Below are 23,762 nucleotides of genomic sequence, written 5' to 3' on the forward strand. Positions count from 1 at the left end.
CGGACACCGGGCCCACGGGCCGCCCGGTGTCCGGTCAGGAAGGGGTCACCCGGTCACCAGCACCGGGAAGGTGACCCGGTCGGTCCCTCCCGGCCCGTTCATGAGCACGGTGAACGCCCAGGCGCCGCCCATGGGCAGGGCCAGGCGTTCCGCCCGGTACCTGCCCGGCCCCCGGGCCACGGTGGGGACGGGTTCGAGGGCGTGGCCCATGTTCGTCATGACCGGCTCGACGGTGACGCTGCGCAGTGTCACCGGCCGTCCCCGAAGGTCGGCCACGTCGACCGTCACGGGGCCCGCCCCCGAGCGTTCGACCGTGAGCCGTACCCGGTAGTGCTCCGTCCCGCTGCGCAGCACCGTCGGCCCCGAGCCACCCCGCGGCCACAGCAGCCACAGCGCGGCACCGGCCAGTACGGCGACGCAGACGGCCGCCCACGCCCCCCGGCGCCTCATGAGTCCCCTTCCTGCGCCGTGACGTCCAGCACGGCCGGTACGGTCACCAGCGCGTAGCCGCGCTCCACCTGCGCCCAGAGCCGGTAGCGGCCCGGTTCGGGGAAGGTGTGGGTGAAGCGCACCTCGGGCCCGAACATCGCGACGGTCTCGTCCGGACGGCTCGCCGCGCCCCTGGGCCTGGGGGCCATCGCGTGCACGTGCCCCCAGACCGGCGCGGTCTGCGCGGCGGCGCCGACCGGTGTGGAGTCCGGCAGCGGCCCGACGACGATGAGGTGCCCCACCATGCCGAGCCACGGCTGCAGGTCGGCGCGCTCACCGACCTTGACGGTGACCGTGGTGGCGGCTCCGGCCGACGGCGCCGTCACGGCCAGGTCGACCTTGACGCCGTCGATCTCCCTCGGTCCGGGGCCGCCGGGCTGCGGCGCCGCCGCGACGGGGGTGGCGCCCGGGCCGACGTCCAGCCCGGAGGCCGAACGGACCAGTTGCACGCCGCCGCCCCGCCTGGCCAGCTCCGCCGAGATCGCGTAGTGCCCCGGCTCCGCCAGGGCGAGGCCGACCCGGTAGCGGCCCGGAGCGGCCATGACCGGGTGCAGGTGCCACAACCGGCCGGACGGTGAGACGACCAGCAGGTGGACCAGCGCGTCGTCGTGGACGAGCAGGTCCTCGACCGGCCGTCCCGTCGAGCCGTCCGTCAGCAGCAGGTCGAGGTCCGCCAGGCGTCCCGAGGTCGTCTCCGAGGCGCGTACCAGCATGTTCACCGGTGGCCGTGAGTAGTCGGCGTTCACCGGCCCGGCCGCCGTGTAGGGCGAGACGACGTTGTCCACGGTCGCGTCCACCTGCCGGCCGGGCAGCGGCGGTTGCGGGGTGAGCGGGGACAGCGCGGCACCGGTCACCCCGGTGGCCAGGGACGCGACCATCCCGCAGGCCGGCACCAGCGGAACCCACCAGCGCCGCGACCACACCGCCGTACCGAGTGCGACCAGCAGCAGCCCGCCCGCCACCGAGAAGCCGGCGTAGGCGACCGTGTCGGGAGGCGAGCTGATCGGGGCGGGCACGACGAACGGGATTCGCCCGCTGTCGCGGCCGTCGTCGACGGTCAGCTCCCACGGCCCGGGACGGTCGACCCGCAGGGTCGTGCCGTACACGCCGGGTGTGGCGCCCAGGACCAGTTCTCCCTGGCTGACGACGGTACCGGCGACGGGCAGGCCGTCGTCGGCGCCGCTGGCCCCGGTCGGGACCAGCCGCAGGGTGAGCCTCCCCCCGCCGACCCCCGAGGCGACTCCCGAACCGGTCGCCGAAGCCGCCCCCGAGCCGGTTGCCGAGGCGGCCCCCGCGGAGTCCCCGGAGGTTCCCGTAAGGGTTCCCGAGGAGGTCCCCGCGTGGGTGAGGACCTCGACGCGCAGCGGGCCGGGCACCTCGTCCACCCGGCGCAGGATGACCGAGAGCTCACGGGTGCCCAGGGTCTGGGCGACGTGTACGTCCTGCCCCGTGGGCGCGCCGTCGGCCAGCGCGGGCCGTTGACCGACCGCCAGCACGGTCGCCAGCAGGACCACGAAGGCCGGTAGGAACAGCACCCGGTGTCCGTAGGTTCTCATCGCGGCCGACGCTAACCGGGACGTTCCGGGGATTTCGTCACCTGGGAGCGGGATCCGGGTCCCCCGTTTGAGGGACACGACGGCCCCACCTGCGAGAACGCGCCTCAGCCGACCACCGGACGGTACGGCCCGCGAAGGCCGGGCCCACGGGGGATACCGTGTTCTCCCCCATGGGGAGGGATCTTCCCTCTCCATGGGGGAGCGGGCAGCATGCCGGGTGGGGACCGACGAGGAGCGAGGGCCATGGGACGTGACGCCAGCCGGTCGCTGGCCGGCCAGTCGTTACTGGTCGCGGGTGTGTGCATGGTGGCGGACTCGGGCGTGTTCCTGCTCGGCAACCGGCCGAGCGGCGTGTGGCAGTACTGGCTGGCGCTCCTCGCCGTCCTGGTGATCGACGCGTTGCTGGCCACCCCTCCCCGTTTCTCCGGCGTCGTCGCGACGATCCACGGCCTCGCCGTCATGATGCCCTCGCTGCTGTTCCCCGGCGCCCCCTGGCATCCGGTCGAGGCCGGCCTCCTGGTCGCGGGCTACCGCGCGGGGGCGTGGCTGCGTTCGACGCAGGCGTTGACCGCGCTCGCGGCGCTGGCGGCGGGGGTCACGGGAAGCTATCTGCTGACCGTCGGCCACATCGCCGTCCGCCCGATGAGCCCGATCGTCCTGGGGATCGACCTCACCGCCAGGGTGCTGCTGCCCTGGATGGTCGGGCGTTACACGACCGAGCGGCGCGCCTACATCGCCGAGATGGAACGCCAGGCCGAGCTGCGGCTCCACGACGAGCGGGCGGCGGTGCAGCGGGCCGTCGCCGAGGAGCGCAGCGCCATCGCCAGGGACCTGCACGACGTGATCTCCCACCACGTCAGCGCGATCGGCATGCACGCGGGCGCGGCGCGGCTCGGGCTCGGCGCGCCGCCCGGCGACGGCTCCGCGGACCGGGCCTACCGGTCGCTGTCCGCCGTCGAGTCGAGCAGCCGCGCGGCCATGGCCGACCTGCGCATGCTTCTGGCGATCCTGCACGGCGACGAGACCGAGACCGGACGGCGCCAGCCGGGTCTGAACAACCTCGACGAGTTGCTCGACGGCGTGCGGGCCGCGGGCCTGAAGGTCACACTGACCACCCACGGCCCACCTCGTGAACTGCCCGGCTCACTCGACATCGCGGTGTACCGCGTCGCGCAGGAGGCCCTCACCAACGCCCTGCGGCACGGCCGGGGCGAAAGCGTCGGCGTCGAGCTCGAATACCGGGAGACCGAGACGGTCGTGACCGTGACCAACCAGCTGGGCGAGTGGCACGGCCCCTTCGAGGAGCGGAGTTCGCCGCACCGGGGCCTGGCCGGGATCAGGCAGCGGGTCGCGTTGTTCGGCGGCCGGATCACCTACGGCGTGCAGCCCGACGGCAGGCACTGGCAGGTCAGGGCCAGCTTCCCGCTGGAACGGCCATGCCCCTGAGCGGTCGCCATGGCCCACCGATGAGACATGTGTAAGATATGAATGACAGGTGTAAGTCGGTGTGATGGGAGTTGGACGCTGACCAGTGAGGAGCTACTGAGAGCACTGGCGGCCGTCGGCCACCCGCAGCGGCTCAGGATCATCGCCGAACTCTCGGCGGGGCGGCTGCACGTCAGTGAGCTGGCCCGGCGGCTGGGTATCTCACGGCCTCTGCTCTACATGCACCTCCAACGCCTGGAGGAGGCCGGGATGATCACCGGCGAGCTGGAGCTCTCCCCCGAGGGAAAGGCGATGAAGTTCCACGAGCTGGTGCCGTTCAGGGTCTGCGTCACCGTGGACACGGTCCTTGACGCTCTTCGCGCGGACGAAGCGAACGAAGCGGCCGGTAAGGAAGGGCAGGAGAGCCAATGACGAAGGAAACGATTCTCCCTCTGGGCGTCATATTGATCTGCACCGTGGGCGTCACGGTGGCCTTCGTGCTCAGCGCCAGGCTGTACCGGGCGGCCATGGCGGAGTATCGGGCGGCCGTCGACCGGATGACCAGGCAGCAGGACCGGATGACCACCCAGCTCACCGAGCTGAACGGCCGGGTCGCGGAGGTCGAGCGCATCCTGCGCAGCGTCGGCTGACCTGTTCTCCCGCATCCGTCTGATCACGAGAACGGGGGCGGCGAGTGCCAGCTCGCCACCCCCGTGAAGGAAGTCGCGCGACCACGCCGTTTCCGGCGTGCCTTCATGCGCACGTACCCCCACAGAAAGGAGAGCAGTTCATGCTGCTCCCATGCAAATCCGCCCGCCCGTACGGCGCGCGCCCGTGAGCGCCCGTTCCCCCGTCGTGCGCGTGGCCGCCTGGAGCGCGGCCAACCCGTGGCGGGCGATCACCGGCTGGCTGCTGTTCGTCACGCTGTGCCTGGGCGCCGGGATCGCGGCGGGCACCCACAACGCCGGCACCGAGGACTACTGGATCGGCGAGGCCGGACGCGCCGAGGAGATCGCCACGGGCGCGGGACTGCAGCGCAGGCCCGAGGAGTACGTCCTGATCAGGGCGCGGAAGGGAGCGCTCGATCCCACGGCCGCCCGTGCCGCCGCCCGGGACGTCACCGCGCGCATGAGGCGGCTCCCCGAGGTCGAGAGCGTCGGCCCTCCCGCGCCCTCGGCCGACGGCACGGCGCTCCTGGTCTCCGTGACCATGAGGGGTCCCGAGCTCGACGCCAGACAGCACGTGGACCCGCTGCTCGCGCAGACCGCCCAGGCCCAGCGCGACCATCCCGGCCTGGTCGTCGAACAGACCGGCAGCGCCTCCATCAGCAAGGGCGTCAACCGGCAGCGAAGCGACGACCTCGCGCTCTCCGAGGCGATCTCGTTCCCGGTCACGCTGGTCGCCCTGCTCGTGGTCTTCGGCTCCGTGCTGATGGCCGCGGTGCCGCTGCTGCTGGCGCTGTCGTCGATCGCCGCCGCCATGGGGCTGTCGATGCTGGTCTCACACCTGCTGCCGGACGCCGGGGTCGGCAACAACGTGATCCTGCTGATCGGCATGGCCGTCGGCGTCGACTACACGCTCTTCTATCTCAAACGCGAACGCGAGGAACGGGCCCGCGCGGGCGGACGGCTCAGCCCCCGGGCCGTGGTCGAACTGGCCGCCGCCACCTCGGGCCGGGCGGTGGTGGTCTCCGGGCTGGCCGTGCTCGTCTCGACCGCCACGCTCTACCTCGCCGCCGACGTCGTGTTCTCCTCCCTGGCCACGGGGACCGTGCTCGTCGTGCTGGTCGCGATGGCCAGTTCGGTGACCGTACTGCCCGCGCTGCTCGTCAGGCTCGGGCTGCGCGCCGAACGCCGGGCCTCCCGCAGGGCCGGACGGGGCCTGCCGCCGCGCCGCGGCCGGGAGCGCGGAGCGGGCGGGGAACGGCTGTGGCGGACACTGCTACGGCCCGCGGAACGGCACCCCGTGCTCACCCTGGCCGTGGCCGTGCTCGCGATGGTCGTCCTGGCCCTGCCCGCGCTGGGCATGCAACTGCGCGTGCTCAACCGGGACAGTCACTCCAGGGAGATCCCGGCGCTGCGGATCCACGACCGGATGACCACCGCGTTCCCCGAGCTGCGGACCCTGCACCAGGTCGTCGTGCGGGACGGGCGGGGCCGTACCGAGGAGGTCGGCCGGGCGTTGCGGGAGCTGGGCAGGCGGGCCCACGCCGACCCGCTGTTCGCCGCGAACGTCCCGGCCGACGTCCGTGTCTCGGCCGACGGCCGGGTCAGCGTGCTCGAACTGGCCGTGCCGTACCGGCTGAGCTCGGCCGAGGCGGAACGTTCCCTCGACCGGATCCGCGACGACTACCTGCCCGCCACGGTCGGCGCGATCCCCGGGGTGGAGGCGGCCGTCACCGGGGACGCGGCGCGCAACGTGGACGACCTCGACCACGTCAACGGGAAGCTGCCACTGGTGACCGGGCTCCTGCTGCTGGTCAGCCTGGTCATGACGATGATCGTGTTCCGCTCGGTGACGCTGGGGCTGCTCGGGGTGCTGCTCAACTCGCTGTCGGCCGCGGCCTCGTTCGGGCTGGTCGTGGTGTTCTTCCAGTACGGCCTGGCGACGACGCTGTTCGGGTTCGACCCCGGCGCCACCGGCGCGATCGGCTCCCGGGTGCCGTTGTTCCTCCTCGTGATCCTGTTCGGGCTGTCGATGGACTACCAGGTGTTCGTGGTCAGCCGTATCCGGGAGAAGGCCGTCGCCGGGGTGCCGACCCGGCGGGCGGTGCTCGACGGCATCACCGGCTCGGCGGGGGTGGTGACCAGCGCCGCGATCGTCATGGTGACGGTGTTCGCCGGGTTCGTGTTCCTGCACCTGGCCGAGATGAAGCAGATCGGCTTCAGCCTCGCGGTGGCCGTGCTGCTGGACGCGTTCGTCATCCGCACCACGATCCTGCCGGCGGCCATGATCGTGCTCGACCGGCTGAACTGGTGGCCCTCTCCCCTGTCCCGGAACGCCCACGGCGTACGGCGTGGCGTCACCTCGGACGGGCGGGTGCCGACGGCCGACCGTTCCGGCGGGTGAGGCAGGGAGCCGCTGGGTTCGGAAAGGCCAGTCCAGCGGCTCCCCCAGGCTTTTATACGGAAATTTCTCCATATAACAAACCGTCCGCGAAAGTCCCCGCCTCCGGGAGACAATCGCCGTCCGTGACACGTTCTCCGCACGGAACCGGCTTCCGTCCGGAACCTCCCAGACCCCCGAGACCTGGAGACGCCGTGACGCTGCGCGTGCTGCTCGCCGACGACCACGCGATGTTCCGTTCCGGTATGCGCGCCGTACTCGAAACCCAGCCGGACCTGCTCTGCGTCGCCGAGGTCGGCGACGGCCACGAGGCGGTCGCCGAGACCCTGCGGCTCCGCCCGGACGTGGCGATCCTGGACGTGCGGATGCCCAGGCTGGACGGCCTGGCCGCGACGGAGGCGATCCTGGCGGCGCCGGGGAACGTCACCAGGGTCCTGGTGCTGACCACCTACGACAACGACGACTACGTCTATCGCGCGTTACGGGCCGGGGCCAGCGGCTTCCTGCTGAAGAGCCTGCCGCCGGAGGAGATGGCGTCCGCGATCCGGGTGGCCGCCCGGGGGGACGCGCTGATCGACCCCTCGGTGACCCGGCGCCTGATCGCCCGGTTCACCACCAGCATCGAGCCGACGGCCGTGCCCGCCGACTTCGAACGGCTGACCTCCCGGGAGCGTGAGGTGCTGCTCCTGCTGGCCGACGCCCGCAGCAACGCCGAGATCGCCGTCGCCCTCCACGTCGGTGAGGAGACCGTCAAGACGCACGTCTCCCGCATCCTGGCCAAACTCAGCCTGCGCGACCGGGTCCACGCCGTCGTCTACGCCCACCTGAACGGCCTGGCCGGGACTCCGCCCCGGTGAAGGCCCTCAGGAGCCGAGCGGGTCGACAGGGGCGGCCGGGTCGGCCAGACGCTCCAGGTCGCGGCGGATCAGCAGCTGGTTGGCCAGCAGGACCGGGCCGTCGGGCTTGACGGTCAGCAGGGCGCGGTGGACCGTACGGTCACCCGAGCTGACGTCGTCGTGCGCGACCGTCTCGACCGAGTCGGACAGGGGCTTGCCCGCGACGGTGGCGGTCGTGGTGAGGCGTTCCTTGAACACCTTGCCCGCCTCGGCGGCCCTCGGCAGCACGCACACCACGTCGACCGCCTTGTCGGCCGTGGACGCGGGCCTGCGCAGGCCGACGCCGTACAGGACGACCCCGCCCGGCTGTGTGGGGGCCATGACGATCGCGGAGACGACGTCGCCCAGGCAGTCGGCGACGGCGGCGTGGTCGGGGTCGTCGGCCAGGGAGGAGCCGGTGCCGAGCGCCGCCGCGACGGGATCGGCCGCGGCGCCCGCGACCAGCGCGGAGTCCGTGACCACCACCTGGTTGAGCTGGTTGATCAGCCCGAGCCCGGACTGCGGGCCCTTCATGTCGATCATGTTGTCCGCGGCGAGGGACAACCCCTCCTGGCCGCCGATCTCCCGGGGCTTGGCCCCCATGGAGGTCAGTTTGGCGCTGATGCCCGAGGCGTCGAGAGCGCCCTCGACACGGATCGCGGTCTTCGGCGGGACCCCGATGTTGACGGCCTGGTTCGCGGCGAACACGTTGAGACCGGTCGCCTCGGCGAGCCTGTCCCCGCTCACCGCGAGGTCGCCGAAGCCCGAACCGACGGCGGCCCTCCAGCGCTTGTCCTCGCCCGGCCCCTTGTCGGTGACCACACCGAGCGTGCGCCAGTGCGCCATGTCGCCGTATTCGAGGTAGGTCGCGGCGGGACCGGAGGCGTCGAGACGCGCCATCGCCTGGCGCAGGCCCTGTCCCTCCTCAGAGCCGCCGGTGCCGCATCCGGCAAGCACCAGTCCCGCAACCGCCAGAGTCCATCCGAGAGCACGCATGCCCAGGACCTTAGCCACCCGCGCCGCACTGCACGTCACCCAAAAGGGTGAAATGATCACCCCATTCCCTACGAAACGGGACAAAATCCGCGACGAAGGTCACTCAGCGAGAAGTCCGCACACCCGCTCGATCCCCAGCCCGCTGATCAGCAGCCGTTCCTTGGCGTTGCCGAGCAGTGCCGCGGTCCAGGTGGTCGACCCGCCGTCCCCGATGTTGAGGGTCTCACCCCGTGGCGTGACGACGTCGATCCCGAACGAGACGCCGGTGTAGTAACCGCGCCCCGTCACGCGCTCGTCGTCGAAGACGAAGGTGACGTCCGGGTGCTCCGGCGCCAGCCGGTCGAGGACCCGTTCGCGCAGCGCCGTACGGTGCCGTCCTCCGGTCAGGTCGGTGAGGCCGACGCGTACCGCCGAGATGGCGTGGCCGAGGTCGCGGGCTCCGTCCAGGATGTCCAGGTGAACGCCGACGTGCTCGACGAGGGTCTCCGTCTCGAAGCCGAAGGAACCCTCGTCCCGGCCCGCCGTGCACAGCCCGAGCAGCGCGAAGTGCTGCATCAGGCCCGGACCGAACGGCTGCGCGCGCAGGACGCGCTGTGCCGCGCCGAGCCGTACCCTCGACCGGGAGCGGGGCTCGGCCCGGAGCAGGCCCCGGCGGCGGACGGCGCATTCGAGGGCCAGGACGTTGGTCACGTCCGAGACGACCTCGGTGTTGCGGATCGTCGTCAGCACCTTGTCCTGGCTCACGGTCGCCACCGCCGAGGCGGTGCCCAGCGGGCAGACCGGCGCCGTCGCGAGGTCGGTGAACCCGTGCCGGGTGAGACGTTCGTGGGTCAGCAGGGTCAGGCGCGCCAGGTCGCCCGCGTCGATCGGTGAGAGGGCGGTGAACCGGTCACGTTCGTATCGCCGGAGCAGATGGGCGGGCGTGACGTCGGCCGCACGGCGCCGGTGGACGGCCATCAGCAGCGTCTGGAGATCCGCGGGGGACAGCCGCTCGGCCAGCGCCTCAAGCATCTCCGGCGCCGCCCCCTCACGAAGAATCCTCCCAAGCCAGGGGTCGTTCATCGGAACATCGTGGCGTACGGCCCGCTCCCACCGCACCGGGTTATCCGCCGCCGAAACCCGCAGGGCCACCGGATCGTCCACCGCCGGACCCCGGAGGATCACCGGGTCGTCCGGCACAGGGCCCGGAGAGCCGGTCGCTCTCAGGCGCCCCGGGAGGCCCTGCGCTCCGGGCCCTCCTTCTCCAGGTGCTGGAGGACGTGCCTGAGCGACTCCCCCAGTTCGGTCAGCCGCCTCTCGCCGAGGCCGGAGAGCACGAACTGCTCCTCCCGGTTGAACTCGGGGAACAGGGTGGTCATCAGCTTCCTGCCCTCGGGGGTGAGGGAGAAGACCGTACGCCTGCGGTCGGTGGCCGGGATCTCTCGCAGGATCAGCCCGCGCGCCTCAAGCGTCTGCGCCACCCCGGTCAGCGTGCCCTTGGTGATGCCCGCCTCCTCGGCGACGTGCCGGTTCTCGATCGACTCCCAGATCCACACGACCCACAGCACCACGAAGGCGGTCCAGGTGAGCTCGGCTTCCTTCAGCACGGTCTGCTCGAAGTGGTTCCTGATGGACGAGGCGACCCGGTAGAGGTTCGAGATCGCGGTCATGGCGCGAAAGTCCAGCTCCAGCCCCTGGAGCTTTCCCGAGACGGCCTCCTCGGTCTGCCGCAGGGTGTGCGCGCCACTCACAGACAAGCTCCTCGGGGTTCGGCCACATCAACACATCCCACCCCGGGCGGCGGAATCGTCCGGACCCCACTGATCCTAGATGATTTCCGACAAATGCCTGTTCTGGGACCCTAGACGCGGACCACCTTCACACCCGCGTCGGTGAACCGGGCGGCCTCCTCGTCCGGCAGGCCCTCGTCGGTGATCAGGGTGCCGATCGCCTCGATCGAGCAGATCCGCGCGAAGGCCCGCCCGCCGATCTTGGAGGCGTCGGCGACCGCGACGACCTGGGAGGCCCTGCCGATCAGCAGGTTGTTGACGCTCGCCTCGCCCTCGTGGTGGGCGAAGGCGCCGGCGACCGGGTCGAGCGCGTCCACGCCGAGGAAGGCGATGTCGAGCGCGACCTGTTCGAGCACCCCCGAGGCCAGCGGGCCGATCAGCTCGTAGGACTGCGGCCTGGCCACCCCGCCGGTCACCACGATCTTCACGTGCTGCCTGACCGTCAGCTCGGCGGCGATGTTCAGCGCGTTGGTGACGACGGTGAAGCCGAGGTCGGGGTCGGCCCTGATCGCCAGGGCGCGGGCCACCTCCGAGGTGGTCGTGCCGCCGTTCAGGCCGACGATCGCACCCGGTGTGACCAGTTCGGCCGCGGCGTCCGCGATCCGCTGTTTCTCGTCGGCGTGACGGGCGGTCTTGTAGCGCAGCGGCAGGTCGTAGCTCACGCTCTGGGAGACGGCGCCGCCACGGGTGCGCATGAGCATCTGCTGCTGGGCGAGCTGGTCGAAGTCACGGCGGATCGTCGCCGTCGAGACGGTCAGCGCCTCCGCGGCCTCCTCGACGGACAGCCGCCCCTCCTGCGAGAGCAGTTCGAGGATCGCGTTCCAGCGCTCATATCGGCTCACAGCAGTCAGCCTTCCACACGAGGCGATCAAAACCCACCTCTGCACAAAGTTGCTCATTTCTGGTATAAATCAATCACAAACGAAGCTTCTTGGGGAGGCGCGCCGTGACCACGCACACCGAAGCCGAGATCATGTCCCAGCCCGACTGCTGGCGCAGAGCCGTCGCCGAGACCCCGAGGGACGCGCTGCCCCGCCCCGGGGAGCGGGTGGCCGTCATCGGCTGCGGCACCTCGTGGTTCGTCGCCCAGGCCTACGCGGTGCTCCGCGAGCGGGCCGGGCAGGGCGAGACCGACGCCTTCGCCGCCTCCGAGTTCCCCGCGGGACGTCCGTACGACCGGGTGCTCGCGCTGACCAGGTCCGGCACGACGACCGAGGTCCTCGACGCGCTGGCGGTCCTGCGCGAGCGGGGCGTCAGGACGAGCGCCGTCACCGCCTCCCCCGGCACCCCCGTCGTGACCGCCGCCGACGAGATCGTGATGCTCGACTTCGCCGACGAGCGGTCGGTCGTGCAGACCCGCTTCGCCACGACGCAGCTCGCCCTGCTCCGCGCCCACCTCGGCGAGGACCTGAGCGGCGCGATCGCCGACGCCGAACGGGCGCTCGCCGCGCCGCTCCCCGAGATCACCCTGGCCGCCGAGCAGTTCACCTTCCTCGGCCGGGACTGGTCGTACGGCCTGGCGCTTGAGGCCGCCCTGAAGATGCGCGAGGCGTGCCGGGCGTGGACCGAGTCCTATCCCGCGATGGAGTACCGCCACGGCCCGATCAGCATCGCGGGCCCGAACCGCGTCACCTGGGTCCTCGGAGAGGGCGCGAGGGGGCTGCGCGCCGAGGTCGAGGCCGCGGGTGGAGCGTTCCTGAACAGTCTCCTCGACCCGATGGCCGAGTTGATCCTGGTTCAGCGGGTGGCCGTGGCCAGGGCACTGGCCCAGGGACTCAACCCGGACGAACCACTCAACTTGACCCGTTCTGTCATCCTCCCCTCCTGAACATTGACCGGTGGGAGAAACGGGAAGAACTGACGCCATGAGCATCACACTCTCCGACGCCCGTGTCGTGACCCCCGAAGGTGTCCACGAGGGCTGGCTCACCATCGAGGACGGCCGCATCACCCATGTGGGCCGGGGCGCCGCCCCCGGCCCCGGGCTCAGCCTCGGGGGCCGCCACGTGGTTCCGGGCTTCGTCGACATCCACTCCCACGGCGGCGCCGGAGGATCCTTCCCCAGCGGCGACCCGGAGGAGGCCCGCAGGATCGCCGCCCTGCACGCCGAGCACGGGACGACCACGATCGTCGCCAGCCTGGTCACCGCGACCACGAACGAGCTGACCAGGGCCGCCTCCGCCCTGGCCGACCTGTGCGAGGACGGCCTGCTGGCCGGCGTCCACCTTGAGGGCCCCTACATCTCCAAGGCCCGCTGCGGCGCGCACAACCCCGCCCTCCTGCGGGAGCCCTCCATCCGGGAGTTCACCGAGCTGCTCAAGGCGGGCCGCGGCCACATACGGATGCTCACCATCGCCACCGAGCTGCCCGGGGCGCTGGACACCATCAGGGAGGCCGTCGCCAACGACGTGATCGCCGCCCTCGGGCACAGCGACGCCGACTACGAGCAGACCCTGCTGGGCATCGAGGCGGGCGGCAGCGTGGCCACCCACCTCTACAACGCGATGCCGCCCCTGCACCACCGCGACCCCGGCCCGATCGCCGCGCTGCTTGAGGACGAGCGGGTCACGATCGAGCTGGTCAACGACGGTGTGCACGTCCACCCGGCGATGATGCGCCTGGCCTACGACGTCGCCGGCCCCGGCAGGACCGTGCTCATCACCGACGCCATGGCCGCCGCGGGCATGGGCGACGGCGTGTACGGTCTCGGCCCGATGCGGGTCGAGGTCGTCGACGGCGTCGCCAGGCTGGCCGGCGGTGGCTCCATCGCGGGCAGCACGCTCACCATGGACGTGGCCTTCCGCCGCGCCGTACAGCAGGTCGGCCTGTCGCTGCCCGAGGCGGTCGAGATCACCTCGCTCACCCCCGCCAAGGTGCTCGGCCTGGCCGACGATCTCGGCTCCATCTCCGTCGGCAAGCGGGCCGACCTGGTGGTTCTCACCGACGACCTGGAGGTCTCCGGCGTCATGCGGCACGGAAACTGGACGACGGCTCCCCGATGACCTCCCCGCCCGCCCGTGGTCCGGTCCTGACCGTCACGCTGAACCTCGCACTCGACGTCACCTATGTGACCGGGGACGTCGACTGGGACGGCGTCAACCGCGTCGGGGCCGTGCACCGCAGGGCGGGCGGCAAGGGCGTCAACGTGGCCAGGGTGCTCGCCGCCCTCGGCTGCGAGGTGCTCGTCACCGGTCTCGCGGGCGGCCCGAACGGCGAGGCGGCCCTGGCCGACCTCGCCGCCGCGGGCCTGCCCACCGCCCTCACCCCGATCGCCGGCCCCTCCCGCGCCACCCTGGCCGTCCACGACCACGGCCGCGCCCCGGGGCGCACCGCGCTGTTCAACGAACCGGGCCCGCTCGTCACCGAGGACGAGATCGGGCGTTTTCTGAGCGACTACGAGGCCCGGCTCAGGGGCGCCGCCGCGGTCGTGATCTCCGGAAGCCTGCCCTCCGGGGTCTCCCCGCGCCTGTACGCCGAACTCGCCGCCCGCGCCCGGGCCCACGGCGTCCCGGCGGTCGTGGACGCCGACGGCGAGCCGCTCAGGCACGCCCCCGGCGGACGGCCCGAGATCGTCAAGCCCAACGCCGAGGAACTCGCCCGCGCCCTGGCCGCCGACGGCCTCCACGACGTACCTCACAGTGCCGGTGCCGCCGTGCGGGGGGCCCAGGCCCTCAGGCGGTCGGGGGCCAGGGCCGTCGTGGTCTCCCTCGGGGCGGACGGCCTGCTCGCGGTGACCCCCGAGGGGGCGTGGCGGGCGGCGATGCCGTACCGGGTCGAGGGGAACCCGACCGGCGCGGGTGACGCGCTGGTCGCGGGACTGACGCTCGGCCTGGTCGAGGGCACCCCCTGGCCGGAACGGCTGCGCCGGGCGGCGGCGCTCGGCGCGGCGGCGGTCGCGGCCCCGGTCGCGGGTGACTTCGACGCCGACGTCCTGCGGGAGGTCCACCCGGGTGTCCGGGTGGAAGCGGAACCTGTGTAACGGAGGCCAACCATGTCCCTCGTCGGAATCGGCGACATCGTCGGGAACGCTCCAGCGGGCGTCGGCGCGTTCAACGTCATCCAGCTCGAACACGCGGAGGCGATCGTCGCCGGGGCCGAGGCCGCGGGCACGCCCGTGGTGCTGCAGATCAGCGAGAACTGCGTCCGCTACCACGGCGCGCTCGCCCCGATCGCGGCGGCGTCCCTGGCGGTCGCCAGGGCGGCGGCCGTGCCCGTCGCCGTCCACCTCGACCACGCCACCGACCGCGCGCTGGTCGAGGAGGCCGCGGAGCTGGGGATCGGCTCGGTGATGTTCGACGCCTCCGCGCTGCCCGACGAGGAGAACGTGGCGCTCACCGCCGAGGTCGCGGCCCACTGCCACGCCCGTGGCCTGTGGGTGGAGGCCGAGCTCGGCGAGGTCGGCGGCAAGGACGGGGTGCACGCGCCCGGGGCGCGGACCAGGCCGCACGAGGCCGTGGGCTACGTGGCCAGGACCGGGGTGGACGCCCTGGCCGTGGCCGTCGGCAGCTCACACGCCATGACGACCAGGGACGCCGTGCTCGACCTTGAGCTGATCTCCGCGCTGCGCGCCGCCGTACCCGTCCCGCTGGTGCTGCACGGCTCCTCGGGTGTGCCGGACGAGACCCTCCGCGCCGCCGTACGGCACGGCATGAAGAAGATCAACATCGCCACCCACCTCAACAAGACCTTCACCGGGGCGATCCGCGACCACCTGGCCGCCGACGAGCGGGTCGTCGACTCCCGCGTCTACCTCGCCGCGGCCCGTACGGCCGTCGCCACCGAGGTCACCCGCCTCCTGAAGGTCCTGACCTAGCCTCTCCGGCCAGGTCCCTAGGGCCAGGTCCAGCGGATGCCGATCAGGCCGGGGCGCAGCGAGTCGGCCACCAGGTGGACCGCGTGGTGGGCGTTGAGGGTCAGTTCACCGTGGTCGTGCTCCTCGGCGGCGTGGTCGTGACGGGAGAAGCGGCGGATGCCCGCGGGCAGCGCCGAGGCGGCGAAGCTCACCCTGAGCGTGTACTGCCCGGCGGGGAAGCGGAACCCCCGTTCGTACTCGGTCGTCTCCACCCCGCTCGGGTCGGCCAGTTCGTAGCGGATCACCTGGGTCTCCCCGACCCGCAACCTGCGGTCGAACAGCAGCTCGGCCGCCACGAGCGCGGTCGGGCCGTCCCGCCTGACCCTGCCGACCCGGCAGTCCTCAAGCGCCCTGATCCGCACACGTTCGACGTCGCACCCCAGGTCGCCCCGGTAGACGATGATGTGGCGGTCGGTCGCCTCCTGCGCCCGCATCACCTGGAGCGTCTCACGGCGCACGACGCTGCGGTCCGGGCCGATCTGCAGCGTCTCGTACATCCCGCTGATGTGCAGCCGCCTGTCGTCGGCGGAGCCGTCGAGGTCCTGCAGCAGGGCCGAGAGCGCGCGTGAGGGCTCAAGGATCGTGGCGTAGGGAACGGCGGCGGAGATCGGGACGGGCGTGCCCCCGCCGTTCTGCCCCCTGCCCCGGGGCCGGGGCGGCCCGAGCAGGCCCATCAGCGAGCGCGGCGGGAGGATGAGGATCTCCTCAAGCGCCCGTACGGCCCGCAGCGACTCGGGCCGCTCGGGGCGGCGCAGTCCCTGCTGCCAGTAGCTCAGGCTCGTCATCCCGACCCGCAGCCCGCGCTCCTCAAGGCGGTGGCGGAGCCGGTCAAGGGTCAGCCCCCTCGCTTCGACCGCGGCGCGGAGCGCGACGTGGAACGGGCCTTCCCGAAGAGCGACCCGCAGCTCACGATCATCCGACACATGGGAATGTTCACAGATTTTTCGGCTTACGTCACTTTTGCCGACGCAGACAGTGTCAATTTCGTGACCAGCCGCCGGTCTGCGTCGACACCCATGACAGCGTCCTCCAGCGCCAATCCCTGGCACCCGGCGCACATCCCGTGCCATCCGACGACACCCGACCTGGGACCTTCCCGGTCGGTGACGGACCTGTTCCGGAGCGGCACCGGGCCACGGCGCACGGGCGGGAAAACACACGTGCCCGGAGCGAATCGCTCCGGGCACGGGAGGAACGGCGGTGTCAGGAACCCTGAGGGGCGACGACGACCTCGACCCGCTGGAACTCCTTCAGGTCGGAGTATCCGGCGGTGGCCATCGTCCGCTTGAGCGCGCCCATGAGGTTCATCGAGCCGTCGGCGACCGAGGAGGGACCGTGCAGGATCTGCTCCAGCGTGCCGACCGTGCCGAACTGCACCCGCTTGCCCCGGGGCAGCTCGGGGTGCTGGGCCTCCGAACCCCAGTGGAACCCGCGGCCAGGGGCCTCCGTGGCCCTGGCGAGGGGCGAGCCGACCATGACCGCGTCCGAGCCGCAGGCGATCGCCTTGGCGATGTCGCCCGAGGTGCCCATGCCGCCGTCGGCGATGACGTGGACGTACCGGCCGCCCGACTCGTCCATGTAGTCACGCCGGGCCGCGGCCACGTCGGAGATCGCGGTGGCCATCGGCACCGCGACGCCGAGCACCGTGCGCGTGGTGTGCGAGGCGCCGCCGCCGAAGCCGACCAGGACGCCGGCCGCGCCGGTCCGCATGAGGTGCAGGGCCGCGGTGTAGGTGGCGCAGCCGCCGACGATCACCGGCACGTCCAGCTCGTAGATGAACTGCTTGAGGTTGAGCGGCTCCGCCCGTCCGGAGACGTGCTCGGCGGAGACCGTGGTGCCGCGGATCACGAAGATGTCCACGCCCGCGTCGATGACGGCCTTGTGGTACTGGACCGTGCGCTGCGGGGACAACCGCACCGCCGTGGTCACCCCGGCCCCGCGGATCTCCTCGATGCGACGGCCGATCAGCTCTTCCCTGATCGGCGCGTTGTAGATCTCCTGGAGCCGCCTGGTCGCGGCCTCCCCCTCAAGCTCGGCCACCTCGGCCAGCAGCGACGTCGGGTCGTCGTAACGGGTCCACAACCCCTCAAGGTCGAGTACGGCCAGCCCGCCGAGCCTGCCCACCTCGATCGCCGTCGCCGGGGAGACCACGCTGTCCATCGGGCTCACCACGACGGGCAGCTCGAACCGGTAGGCGTCGATCTGCCAGGCGATCGAGACCTCCTCGGGGTCACGGGTGCGGCGGGAGGGGACGATACCGATCTCGTCGAGCGCGTAGGCACGGCGGCCGTTCTTGCCGCGGCCGATCTCCACCTGAGTCATATGCCTGTCTTTCCATGTCATGCCTGTACGGCGGGCCGTACCGTGCCGTCACGGCCCGGCCCGCCGCGAGAACCGGGTCGGGACTCTATCGGCGGTGGTAGTTCGGAGCCTCGACGGTCATCTGGATGTCGTGCGGGTGGCTCTCCTTGAGCCCGGCCGCGGTGATCGGCATGAGCTCGCACCTGCTGTGCATGTCCTCGATCGTTCGGCACCCGGAGTACCACATGCCCTGGCGCAGACCGCCGACGAGCTGGTGGGCGACCGCGGCGACCGGCCCGCGGTAGGGAACCTGACCCTCGATGCCCTCGGGGATGAACCTGTCCTCGCTGCCGACGTCGGCCTGGGCGTAGCGGTCCTTGCTGAAGGAGGTCCCGCCGCGCTCGCGGTTGCGGACCGCGCCCAGCGAGCCCATCCCCCGGTAGGACTTGAACTGCTTGCCGTTGATGAAGATCAGCTCGCCCGGCGACTCCTCGCAGCCCGCCAGGAGCGAGCCGAGCATGACCGTGTCGGCTCCGGCCGCGATGGCCTTGGCGATGTCGCCGGAGTACTGCAGGCCGCCGTCGCCGATCACCGGGATTCCGGCGGGACCGGCCGCGAGCGAGGCCTGGTGGATGGCCGTGACCTGCGGCGCGCCGACGCCCGCGACCACCCGGGTGGTGCAGATGGAGCCGGGCCCGACACCGACCTTGACCGCGTCGGCCCCCGCGTCGACCAGCATCTGGGCACCCGCGCGGGTGGCGATGTTGCCGCCGACGACCTGGACGCCGCTGTTGGCCTTGAGCTTGGAGATCATGTCGGCCAGGCCCTTGGAGTGGCCGTGCGCGACGTCCACCACGACCACGTCGACCCCGGCCTCGATCAGGGCCGCCGCCCGCTTCTCGGCGTCCTCGCCCACGCCGATCGCGGCGCCGACGACGAGCCTGCCGTCCGCGTCCTTCGTGGACAGGGGGTACTGCTCGCTCTTGGTGAAGTCCTTGACGGTGATGAGCCCGCGCAGCCGTCCGCCCGCGTCGACCAGCGGCAGCTTCTCGATCTTGTTCTTGCGCAGCAGCGCGAAGGCGTCGTCCCTGGAGACCCCGACCGGCGCGGTGACCAGCGGCATCGAGGTCATGACGTCGCGCACGAGGCGGCCGTGGTCGGTCTCGAAGCGCATGTCGCGGTTGGTGACGATGCCGACCAGCACGCCGTTCTCGTCGGTCACCGGGACACCGGAGATGCGGTAGGTCGCGCACAGGCGCTCGACGTCGGCGAGCGTGTCCTCGGGCGAGCAGGTGACCGGGTTGGTGACCATCCCGGCCTCGGAGCGCTTGACGAGATCGACCTGCTGGGCCTGCTCCTCGATGGAGAGGTTGCGGTGCAGGATGCCGACACCGCCCTGACGCGCCATCGCCACCGCCATCCGGGCCTCGGTGACCGTGTCCATCGCGGCGGAGACGAGCGGGATGCGCAGGGTGATGCCCCGCGACAGGCGGGTGGTGGTCTCCGCCTCACCCGGCTGTAGATCCGAATAGGCGGGAACCAGGAGCACGTCGTCGAACGTGAGCCCGGTCTCGGTGAACCTTGCCATCTGCGACCCTCCTGCCACGGCGCTCTCAAGTGGAGTGGGGAAGGCGCCGGCCCCCGGGTCACAGTTTAGAGTCTGGCGCCAAACCCGGAGGACACCGGGGAAGGTGGGGAACCGGACGGCCGGTGAGCGTCCGGTTCCCCTCCCTGAAGGACGGGAGCCGGGCGGCCGACGGACCGCCCGGTCCCGGCCGGGGTTTGGGGAACCGAGCGGTCGGTGACCCGCCCGGTTCCCCGGTCACCGGCGGGAGGCGCGGGGGCACCGCACGCCGCCGGACCCCCCTCCGCGTCCGAACGGCCACTACACGCCCACGCCCCTCGCCGACGCTGGGTAAAGTCTGCGTTACCTTCCGTTCACACGCAATGTACGGACGTGCAGTTGCACGAAGCTGCACCCGACCGCCCAGGACGGACGGGGTTCCCCGATCGGCGACGGCTCGGGACGAGTCGTCCACGAGACCGGAAGTGGCCCAGAAGACGCAACGCCCGGACACCGGTGATTTCGGGACGTTATTCTCGCGGAACGCCGTGTCATCTCTGGAGCCTCTCGCCGATGCGTACCGACACACCGCCGCTTGAGAGTCTGGGCTTCACCTCGGCCCAGATCTCCCTGTACAACGCGGTGCTACGCCTGCACCGCGCAACCTGCGCCGAACTCGCCGACGCCTTGGACGGCTCGCCTGAGCCGCTGAGCCGTGAGCTGGACACCCTGGTGAAGCTGGGCGTGGTCCACGAGCAGGGCGGTGAGTACCTCGCCCGTCACCCCGCGACGGCCCTGGGCCACCTGCTCGCCGACCGCCTCGACCGGCTCGCCGCGGAGAGCCGCAGGATCGACACCGTCGTCGGCTCGATCCGCGACCTCATCCACCAGTACGACGCGGGCCGCGACTACCAGACGGGCCAATTCTCGGTCGATCTGGTCGGCGGGGCGGACGAGCTGTACGAGAGCGTGATCGGCATGGCCGTACAGTCACCGCCGCTCGAACTGCTCTCGGTCATCCCCGACCGGCGCACGATGAACGACTTCGCGCACCGCTACGCCGACCAGTGGATCGGGGCGCAGCGCGCGGGCCTGCTGTCCACCAGGAACATCATCCCGGTCCAGACCCTGGAGATCCCCGCCCTGCGGGAGAAGCTGAGCCAGTTCCAGCAGGCCGGGGCCAGCATCCGCACCCTGGACACGGTGCCGAGCTGGTTCCTGATCGCCGGGACGGACGCCGCGGGTGTGCCCGCCCGGTGGGGCGGCACGCTGGCGGAGAGCGCCTACAACTTCCACCTGGTCAGGACCCCCGTCGTGGTGGACGCGCTGCGCTCCCTCTTCGACGAGCTGTGGGCCCGCGCGGCGCCGCTGCCCTGGCCGCGCCGGGGCGACGGGATGATCCAGGTGCTGCGGCTCGCGGCCCAGGGCGTCTCCGACGAGATGATCGCCAGGCAGCTCGGGGTCTCGGTGCGCACGGTGCGGGCCCGGTTCGCCGACGCCATGGCCGAGCTCGGCGCCCAGTCCCGCTTCCAGGCGGGTGCGGAGGCCGCCCGGCGCGGCTGGCTGACGTGAAGGCCTCTTTGCGCGCCTGCACGTCGCTCCGCGTGCCCGTGGACCGCCGGTTGGACCTGCCGCACATCAAGGTCATATCAAGGCCATAAGGTGGGATCGTGCTCGACGACGTCCCCCGCGACCCGTTCGCGGACGACCCCGACGACCCGGCGGCGGCACTGGGTGAGACGGACTCCCCCCAGTCGCTGACCTCCGCCGAACGCGACGAGGCCATGACGGACCTCGCCGACGTCGAGGTCTTCCGGTCTCTTCTTGAGCCCCAGGGGGTGCTCGGGCTGGTGCTCGACTGCCCCGAGTGCGGGGAACAGCACTACTTCGACTGGGAGCTGCTGCGCGGCAACCTGCGTCAGATGATCGACAACGGCAGGCCGCAGGTTCACGAACCCGCCTACCAGCCCGACCCCACGAACTATGTGACCTGGGAGTACGCCAGGGGTTACGTCGACGGGGTGACCGACACCGAGGGGCACCACTGATCGACGTCGTCGATCAGTGCGGCCAGCAGGCCGACGGCGACGTCCGAGGACGGGACGGGCTCACGCCGGGAGAGCCCGTCGAGAAGGCGGTCGGTCTCGGTGACGCCCCGATCCTCCTCAGGGCCGTATCTCCGGACGGGACGCCTGGGGTGGACCGCCGTCATGGGCGCACCCGCCAACGGGTCTCACCGGACCGGCGAGACCCACTCCACGCTTCCCGGCGGCGCCGGCGAATCCGGCCCGGCTGGTCGGCGATCAAGCCGTCGACTCCAGCTCCGCCATCGCGCGCAACCGCGCGAGCGCCCGGTGCTGCGCGACCCTGACCGCACCTGGTGACATGCCGAGCACATTACCCGTCTCCTCGGCCGACAGCCCCGAGACCACGCGAAGCATGAGCAGTTCACGCTGGTTGTCCGGGAGCCTGGAGAGCAGCCTGCGGGCGTGCTCGGCCTCGATGTAGCGCACCACGGTCTCCTCGGGCCCCGGTCCCTCGTCGGGACCGTCGGGAAGATCCTGGGTGGGTACGGCGGAGCGCACCGAACTGCGCAGCGCGTCGGCCACCTTGTGGGAGGCGATGCCGAAGACGAAGGACGCGAAGGGCCTGCCCATGTCGCGATAACGCGGCAGGGCGGACAGAACCGCGATGCACACCTCCTGCGCCACGTCGTCCGCGATGTGGTACTGACCGGAAACCCGCCCGAGGCGAGCACGGCAATATCGGACGACCATTGGCCGTAACTGCGCGATCAGAGATTCGATCGCGGTGCGATCTCCCTGAACGGCGAGGCTCGTCAGATCCTTGAGATCGTCCCTGTGGGGGACCCCTTCAGATCTCGTCGCAAGCCTTACCCCACTTTTGGCGTCGGCGACGCATCCCTCGGTCACGTTAGGCATGATGCCCGCCCCGATCGAGCCTGTCGTCATGGCGAACGGCTACGGATTGGTCACATTGAGAGGGCGATAACGGGGCGTAATCAATCGGACACAGTAAGGCTTTGCGCCTGAAGGAATATTTCATTGGACTGCCGATTATGTCGGCCATTGGTCACATGAAAGTTTACTCCTTGTGCGCATCGTCGCATGACGCTTTGAGGCACGTTTCGGTTTACCGGAAAACGAAACGGCCCGCATCCGGTGAGAGATGCGGGCCGTACGGCGAAAGCGGATCAGTGGCCGTGGCCGTGACCGTGGCCGTGCCCGGCGGCGGCCGGAGCCTCCTCCTCGGGCTTGTCCACCACGAGAGCCTCGGTCGTCAGCAGCATGCCGGCGATGGAGGCGGCGTTCTGGACGGCCGAGCGGGTGACCTTGACCGGGTCGATGACGCCCTGGGAGATCAGGTCGCCGTACTCGCCGGTGGCGGCGTTGAGGCCCTGACCGACGGGGAGCTCGGAGACCTTGGTCGTCACGACGTAGCCCTCAAGGCCGGCGTTCTCCGCGATCCAGCGGGCGGGCTCGATGAGCGCCTTGCGGACCACGGCGACACCGGTCGCCTCGTCACCGGACAGGCCCAGGTCGTCGAGGACCTTGGAGACGTGGATGAGCGCGGAGCCACCGCCGGAGACGATGCCCTCCTCGATCGCGGCGCGCGTCGCGGAGATGGCGTCCTCAAGGCGGTGCTTCTTCTCCTTGAGCTCGACCTCGGTGGCCGCGCCGACCTTCAGCACGCAGACACCGCCGGAGAGCTTGGCCAGACGCTCCTGGAGCTTCTCGCGGTCCCAGTCGGAGTCGGACTGCTCGATGGCGAGCTTGATCTCCTTGACGCGGTCGGCGATGGCCTGCGCGTCGCCGGCGCCGTCCACGACCGTGGTGCTGTCCTTGGTGATCACGACACGGCGGGCCGTGCCGAGGACCTCCAGGCCGACGTGCTCCAGCTTGAGGCCGACCTCCTCGCTGACGACCTCGCCACCGGTGAGGATGGCGATGTCCTGCAGCATGGCCTTGCGGCGGTCACCGAAGCCGGGGGCCTTGACCGCGACCGAGGTGAAGGTGCCGCGGATCTTGTTGGTGACCAGGACGGCCAGGGCCTCGCCCTCGACGTCCTCGGCGATGACGAGCAGCGCCTTCTTGGTCTGCGCGACCTTCTCCAGCAGCGGCAGGAAGTCCGCGACCGAAGCGATCTTGTTCTGGTTGATCAGGATGTAGGGGTCTTCGAGAACCGCCTCCATCCGCTCCTGGTCGGTCACCATGTAGGGCGAAAGGTAACCCTTGTCGAACTGGAGACCCTCGGTGAACTCCAGTTCGAGGCCCATGGTGTTGGACTCTTCGACGGTGATGACACCGTCCTTGCCGACCTTGTCGAACGCCTCGGCGATCAGCTCACCGATCTTGGCGTCCTGCGCGGAGATCGTCGCCACGTGGGCGATCTCCTTCTTGTCCTCGACCGGCCTGGCCGAGTCGATCAGCTTGTCGCTGACGGCCTTGGCGGCCAGGTCGATGCCACGCTTGAGGGACAGCGGCTGGGCGCCGGCCGCGACGTTGCGCAGGCCCTCGCGGACCATCGCCTGGGCGAGGACGGTCGCGGTGGTCGTACCGTCACCGGCGACGTCGTTGGTCTTGGTCGCGACCTCCTTGGCGAGCTGGGCGCCGAGGTTCTCGTACGGCTTCTCCAGCTCGACCTCACGCGCGATGGTGACACCGTCGTTGGTGATGGTCGGCGCGCCGAACTTCTTGTCGATGACGACATTGCGGCCACGGGGGCCGAGGGTCACCTTGACCGCGTCGGCGAGGGCGTTGACACCACGCTCAAGAGCGCGGCGCGCGTCCTCCTCGAAGGACAGGATCTTGGGCATTGTGGTCCTCTCTGAAAGCACGTCGGCGCATC

At 71.2% G+C, this 23,762-nt stretch carries 23 protein-coding genes; 11 read left to right on the forward strand and 12 right to left on the reverse strand.

The genetic code is table 11. The features are described from left to right. Window positions 1–45 precede the first annotated feature (45 nt). Both ACFYY8_RS03580 and ACFYY8_RS03585 read right to left on the reverse strand, forming a co-directional pair. The gene (locus tag ACFYY8_RS03580; RefSeq protein WP_390036756.1) at window positions 46–450 is read right to left on the reverse strand and encodes a FixH family protein; all 405 of its coding nucleotides are present in this window, start codon (window positions 448–450) and stop codon (window positions 46–48) included. Further along, window positions 447–2,045 carry a hypothetical protein gene (locus ACFYY8_RS03585; RefSeq protein WP_390036758.1) on the reverse strand — a complete coding sequence of 533 codons (1,599 nt, stop codon included), beginning with the start codon at window positions 2,043–2,045 and terminating at the stop codon, window positions 447–449. The genes ACFYY8_RS03580 and ACFYY8_RS03585 overlap by 4 nt, the downstream gene beginning before the upstream one ends. 243 nt (window positions 2,046–2,288) lie before the next feature. Here ACFYY8_RS03585 and ACFYY8_RS03590 point away from each other — a divergent pair, with 243 nt between their 5' ends. The 5 genes from ACFYY8_RS03590 to ACFYY8_RS03610 all read left to right on the forward strand — a co-directional run bounded on the left by ACFYY8_RS03590 (window position 2,289) and on the right by ACFYY8_RS03610 (window position 7,393). Continuing rightward, complete coding sequence (locus tag ACFYY8_RS03590) at window positions 2,289–3,491, forward strand: sensor histidine kinase (protein WP_390036760.1); 1,203 nt, start codon at window positions 2,289–2,291, stop codon at window positions 3,489–3,491. A gap of 42 nt (window positions 3,492–3,533) precedes the next feature. Then, window positions 3,534–3,902, forward strand: coding sequence for an ArsR/SmtB family transcription factor (locus ACFYY8_RS03595; protein WP_390036762.1), 369 nt, complete (start codon window positions 3,534–3,536; stop codon window positions 3,900–3,902). Beyond that, the gene (locus ACFYY8_RS03600) at window positions 3,899–4,120 is read left to right on the forward strand and encodes a hypothetical protein (protein ID WP_390036764.1); all 222 of its coding nucleotides are present in this window, start codon (window positions 3,899–3,901) and stop codon (window positions 4,118–4,120) included. Before ACFYY8_RS03595 ends, ACFYY8_RS03600 begins: the two co-directional genes overlap by 4 nt. 151 nt (window positions 4,121–4,271) lie before the next feature. Continuing rightward, on the forward strand, window positions 4,272–6,539 hold the full coding sequence (locus tag ACFYY8_RS03605) for an MMPL family transporter (protein WP_390036766.1): 2,268 nt from the start codon (window positions 4,272–4,274) through the stop codon (window positions 6,537–6,539). Between the two features lie 191 nt (window positions 6,540–6,730). After that, a complete protein-coding gene (locus tag ACFYY8_RS03610; protein ID WP_390036768.1) occupies window positions 6,731–7,393 on the forward strand; it encodes a response regulator in 663 nt (220 codons plus the stop codon). 6 nt (window positions 7,394–7,399) lie between these two features. Here the strand turns inward: ACFYY8_RS03610 and ACFYY8_RS03615 are convergent, their stop codons facing one another. From ACFYY8_RS03615 to ACFYY8_RS03630, 4 genes are all read right to left on the reverse strand, one after another. Then, window positions 7,400–8,407 carry a hypothetical protein gene (locus ACFYY8_RS03615; protein WP_390036770.1) on the reverse strand — a complete coding sequence of 336 codons (1,008 nt, stop codon included), beginning with the start codon at window positions 8,405–8,407 and terminating at the stop codon, window positions 7,400–7,402. A 99-nt stretch (window positions 8,408–8,506) separates the two neighbouring features. Further along, on the reverse strand, window positions 8,507–9,469 hold the full coding sequence (locus tag ACFYY8_RS03620) for a hypothetical protein (protein ID WP_390036772.1): 963 nt from the start codon (window positions 9,467–9,469) through the stop codon (window positions 8,507–8,509). A gap of 140 nt (window positions 9,470–9,609) precedes the next feature. Then, window positions 9,610–10,137 (reverse strand): MarR family winged helix-turn-helix transcriptional regulator, encoded by a 528-nt coding sequence (locus ACFYY8_RS03625; protein ID WP_352015541.1) that lies wholly within the window; start codon window positions 10,135–10,137, stop codon window positions 9,610–9,612. A gap of 110 nt (window positions 10,138–10,247) precedes the next feature. Continuing rightward, window positions 10,248–11,018: a DeoR/GlpR family DNA-binding transcription regulator gene (locus tag ACFYY8_RS03630; protein WP_390036774.1), complete on the reverse strand. Its 771-nt coding sequence runs from the start codon at window positions 11,016–11,018 to the stop codon at window positions 10,248–10,250. Window positions 11,019–11,122: 104 nt separating this feature from the next. On the opposite strand from ACFYY8_RS03630, the gene ACFYY8_RS03635 reads away from it, so the two are divergent. Genes ACFYY8_RS03635 through ACFYY8_RS03650 form a run of 4 tightly spaced genes read left to right on the forward strand, consistent with a single transcriptional unit; the run spans window position 11,123 to window position 14,989 of the window. Next, window positions 11,123–12,004: an SIS domain-containing protein gene (locus ACFYY8_RS03635; protein ID WP_390036776.1), complete on the forward strand. Its 882-nt coding sequence runs from the start codon at window positions 11,123–11,125 to the stop codon at window positions 12,002–12,004. Between the two features lie 37 nt (window positions 12,005–12,041). Further along, window positions 12,042–13,178 (forward strand): N-acetylglucosamine-6-phosphate deacetylase, encoded by a 1,137-nt coding sequence (nagA, locus tag ACFYY8_RS03640; RefSeq protein ID WP_390036778.1) that lies wholly within the window; start codon window positions 12,042–12,044, stop codon window positions 13,176–13,178. Then, complete coding sequence (locus tag ACFYY8_RS03645; protein ID WP_390036780.1) at window positions 13,175–14,155, forward strand: 1-phosphofructokinase family hexose kinase; 981 nt, start codon at window positions 13,175–13,177, stop codon at window positions 14,153–14,155. The genes nagA and ACFYY8_RS03645 overlap by 4 nt, the downstream gene beginning before the upstream one ends. Window positions 14,156–14,167: 12 nt before the next feature. Further along, on the forward strand, window positions 14,168–14,989 hold the full coding sequence (locus ACFYY8_RS03650; protein ID WP_390036782.1) for a class II fructose-bisphosphate aldolase: 822 nt from the start codon (window positions 14,168–14,170) through the stop codon (window positions 14,987–14,989). 17 nt (window positions 14,990–15,006) lie between these two features. Here the strand turns inward: ACFYY8_RS03650 and ACFYY8_RS03655 are convergent, their stop codons facing one another. From ACFYY8_RS03655 to guaB, 3 genes are all read right to left on the reverse strand, one after another. Beyond that, window positions 15,007–15,951 (reverse strand): hypothetical protein, encoded by a 945-nt coding sequence (locus ACFYY8_RS03655; RefSeq protein ID WP_390036784.1) that lies wholly within the window; start codon window positions 15,949–15,951, stop codon window positions 15,007–15,009. A 280-nt stretch (window positions 15,952–16,231) separates the two neighbouring features. Further along, a complete protein-coding gene (locus ACFYY8_RS03660) occupies window positions 16,232–17,350 on the reverse strand; it encodes a GuaB3 family IMP dehydrogenase-related protein (protein WP_390036786.1) in 1,119 nt (372 codons plus the stop codon). An 85-nt stretch (window positions 17,351–17,435) separates the two neighbouring features. Further along, entirely contained in the window at window positions 17,436–18,917 is a 1,482-nt protein-coding gene (gene guaB, locus ACFYY8_RS03665) for an IMP dehydrogenase (RefSeq protein ID WP_390036788.1), read from the reverse strand. A gap of 549 nt (window positions 18,918–19,466) precedes the next feature. Here guaB and ACFYY8_RS03670 point away from each other — a divergent pair. Together ACFYY8_RS03670 and ACFYY8_RS03675 are read left to right on the forward strand one after the other, a co-directional pair. Beyond that, entirely contained in the window at window positions 19,467–20,465 is a 999-nt protein-coding gene (locus tag ACFYY8_RS03670; RefSeq protein WP_390036790.1) for a LuxR C-terminal-related transcriptional regulator, read from the forward strand. 98 nt (window positions 20,466–20,563) lie between these two features. Beyond that, window positions 20,564–20,941 (forward strand): DUF5319 family protein, encoded by a 378-nt coding sequence (locus ACFYY8_RS03675; RefSeq protein WP_390036792.1) that lies wholly within the window; start codon window positions 20,564–20,566, stop codon window positions 20,939–20,941. Here the strand turns inward: ACFYY8_RS03675 and ACFYY8_RS03680 are convergent. The 3 genes from ACFYY8_RS03680 to groL form a co-directional block, all read right to left on the reverse strand. Further along, window positions 20,902–21,105, reverse strand: a complete 204-nt coding sequence (locus tag ACFYY8_RS03680; protein WP_390036794.1) for a hypothetical protein — start codon at window positions 21,103–21,105, stop codon at window positions 20,902–20,904. The genes ACFYY8_RS03675 and ACFYY8_RS03680 overlap by 40 nt on opposite strands. Before the next feature lie 91 nt (window positions 21,106–21,196). Continuing rightward, window positions 21,197–21,835: a sigma-70 family RNA polymerase sigma factor gene (locus ACFYY8_RS03685; RefSeq protein WP_352015615.1), complete on the reverse strand. Its 639-nt coding sequence runs from the start codon at window positions 21,833–21,835 to the stop codon at window positions 21,197–21,199. Between the two features lie 272 nt (window positions 21,836–22,107). Then, window positions 22,108–23,730 (reverse strand): chaperonin GroEL, encoded by a 1,623-nt coding sequence (gene groL, locus ACFYY8_RS03690; RefSeq protein WP_352015553.1) that lies wholly within the window; start codon window positions 23,728–23,730, stop codon window positions 22,108–22,110. Window positions 23,731–23,762 lie beyond the last annotated feature (32 nt).

It is taken from the genome of Streptosporangium sp. NPDC001559 (assembly GCF_042893955.1).
In the GTDB taxonomy this organism is placed as follows: domain Bacteria; phylum Actinomycetota; class Actinomycetes; order Streptosporangiales; family Streptosporangiaceae; genus Streptosporangium.

Excerpts from the sequence above, each read along its gene's own strand:
- ACFYY8_RS03605 (WP_390036766.1), top strand. The coding sequence starts at position 4,272 with ATGCAAATCCGCCCGCCCGTACGGCGCGCGCCCGTGAGCGCCCGTTCC.
- ACFYY8_RS03590 (WP_390036760.1), top strand. The coding sequence starts at position 2,289 with ATGGGACGTGACGCCAGCCGGTCGCTGGCCGGCCAGTCGTTACTGGTC.
- ACFYY8_RS03660 (WP_390036786.1), bottom strand. The coding sequence starts at position 17,350 with ATGACTCAGGTGGAGATCGGCCGCGGCAAGAACGGCCGCCGTGCCTAC.
- ACFYY8_RS03600 (WP_390036764.1), top strand. The coding sequence starts at position 3,899 with ATGACGAAGGAAACGATTCTCCCTCTGGGCGTCATATTGATCTGCACC.
- ACFYY8_RS03650 (WP_390036782.1), top strand. The coding sequence starts at position 14,168 with ATGTCCCTCGTCGGAATCGGCGACATCGTCGGGAACGCTCCAGCGGGC.
- ACFYY8_RS03680 (WP_390036794.1), bottom strand. The coding sequence starts at position 21,105 with ATGACGGCGGTCCACCCCAGGCGTCCCGTCCGGAGATACGGCCCTGAG.
- ACFYY8_RS03615 (WP_390036770.1), bottom strand. The coding sequence starts at position 8,407 with ATGCGTGCTCTCGGATGGACTCTGGCGGTTGCGGGACTGGTGCTTGCC.
- groL (WP_352015553.1), bottom strand. The coding sequence starts at position 23,730 with ATGCCCAAGATCCTGTCCTTCGAGGAGGACGCGCGCCGCGCTCTTGAG.
- ACFYY8_RS03595 (WP_390036762.1), top strand. The coding sequence starts at position 3,534 with ATGACAGGTGTAAGTCGGTGTGATGGGAGTTGGACGCTGACCAGTGAG.
- nagA (WP_390036778.1), top strand. The coding sequence starts at position 12,042 with ATGAGCATCACACTCTCCGACGCCCGTGTCGTGACCCCCGAAGGTGTC.
- ACFYY8_RS03645 (WP_390036780.1), top strand. The coding sequence starts at position 13,175 with ATGACCTCCCCGCCCGCCCGTGGTCCGGTCCTGACCGTCACGCTGAAC.
- ACFYY8_RS03620 (WP_390036772.1), bottom strand. The coding sequence starts at position 9,469 with ATGAACGACCCCTGGCTTGGGAGGATTCTTCGTGAGGGGGCGGCGCCG.
- ACFYY8_RS03670 (WP_390036790.1), top strand. The coding sequence starts at position 19,467 with ATGCGTACCGACACACCGCCGCTTGAGAGTCTGGGCTTCACCTCGGCC.
- ACFYY8_RS03585 (WP_390036758.1), bottom strand. The coding sequence starts at position 2,045 with ATGAGAACCTACGGACACCGGGTGCTGTTCCTACCGGCCTTCGTGGTC.
- ACFYY8_RS03685 (WP_352015615.1), bottom strand. The coding sequence starts at position 21,835 with ATGCCTAACGTGACCGAGGGATGCGTCGCCGACGCCAAAAGTGGGGTA.
- ACFYY8_RS03580 (WP_390036756.1), bottom strand. The coding sequence starts at position 450 with ATGAGGCGCCGGGGGGCGTGGGCGGCCGTCTGCGTCGCCGTACTGGCC.
- guaB (WP_390036788.1), bottom strand. The coding sequence starts at position 18,917 with ATGGCAAGGTTCACCGAGACCGGGCTCACGTTCGACGACGTGCTCCTG.